Origin of the sequence: Vibrio methylphosphonaticus, assembly GCF_023634655.1 — a bacterium.
Classification (GTDB): domain Bacteria; phylum Pseudomonadota; class Gammaproteobacteria; order Enterobacterales; family Vibrionaceae; genus Vibrio; species Vibrio methylphosphonaticus.
On the sequence record NZ_JAMKMS010000072.1, the window covers coordinates 1 to 568 of the forward strand.

The window sequence follows — 568 nt, forward strand, 5'->3', positions numbered from 1 at the left end:
TACAGTGAAGGTTTCTTCTACTTTATCCCCGACGTTTAATTGGTTAAACGCGCTGTTGGCGGTAAACACCCAGTGACCGTTGGCATCAATGGTTAAATCACCGTGGGTTCCCGTGATCGAATCTGGTGTAAAGGTGTTATCCGGGTTATCCAAATCGGTACTTGTTAGCGTGCCTGATGTGGTTATCGCTTTGTCAGTCTCATCGATAGCAACGCTTGCACTGCTAACAGTGGCTTTGTCGTTAGTGCCATTAATAGTCACTTTGATGGTCGACGGTGTGCCATCAACAGACGACACCGTAAAGGTCTCTTCAACTTTATCGCCGACGTTTAATTGATTAAATGCGCTGCTCGCGGTGAACACCCAGTGCCCGTTGGCATCAATAGTAAGGTCGCCATTGGTGCCGGAAATCGAATCTGGTGTGAACGCATTATCGGGGTTATCCACGTCGGTGCTGATTAGCGTGCCTGAGGTAGTTACCGCTTTGTCGGTCTCATCGATAGCAACGGTCGCACTGCTAACCGTGGCTTTATCGTTGGTGCCATTGATCGTGACCTTGATGGTGGAC

Annotated in this window: 1 protein-coding gene; it reads right to left on the reverse strand. The window is 49.1% G+C overall.

Translation table 11 applies throughout. The annotated features are described in order from the left end of the window. On the reverse strand, positions 1 to 568 hold a 568-nt coding region (locus M9196_RS23290; protein WP_250619886.1), incomplete at both ends, for a VCBS domain-containing protein.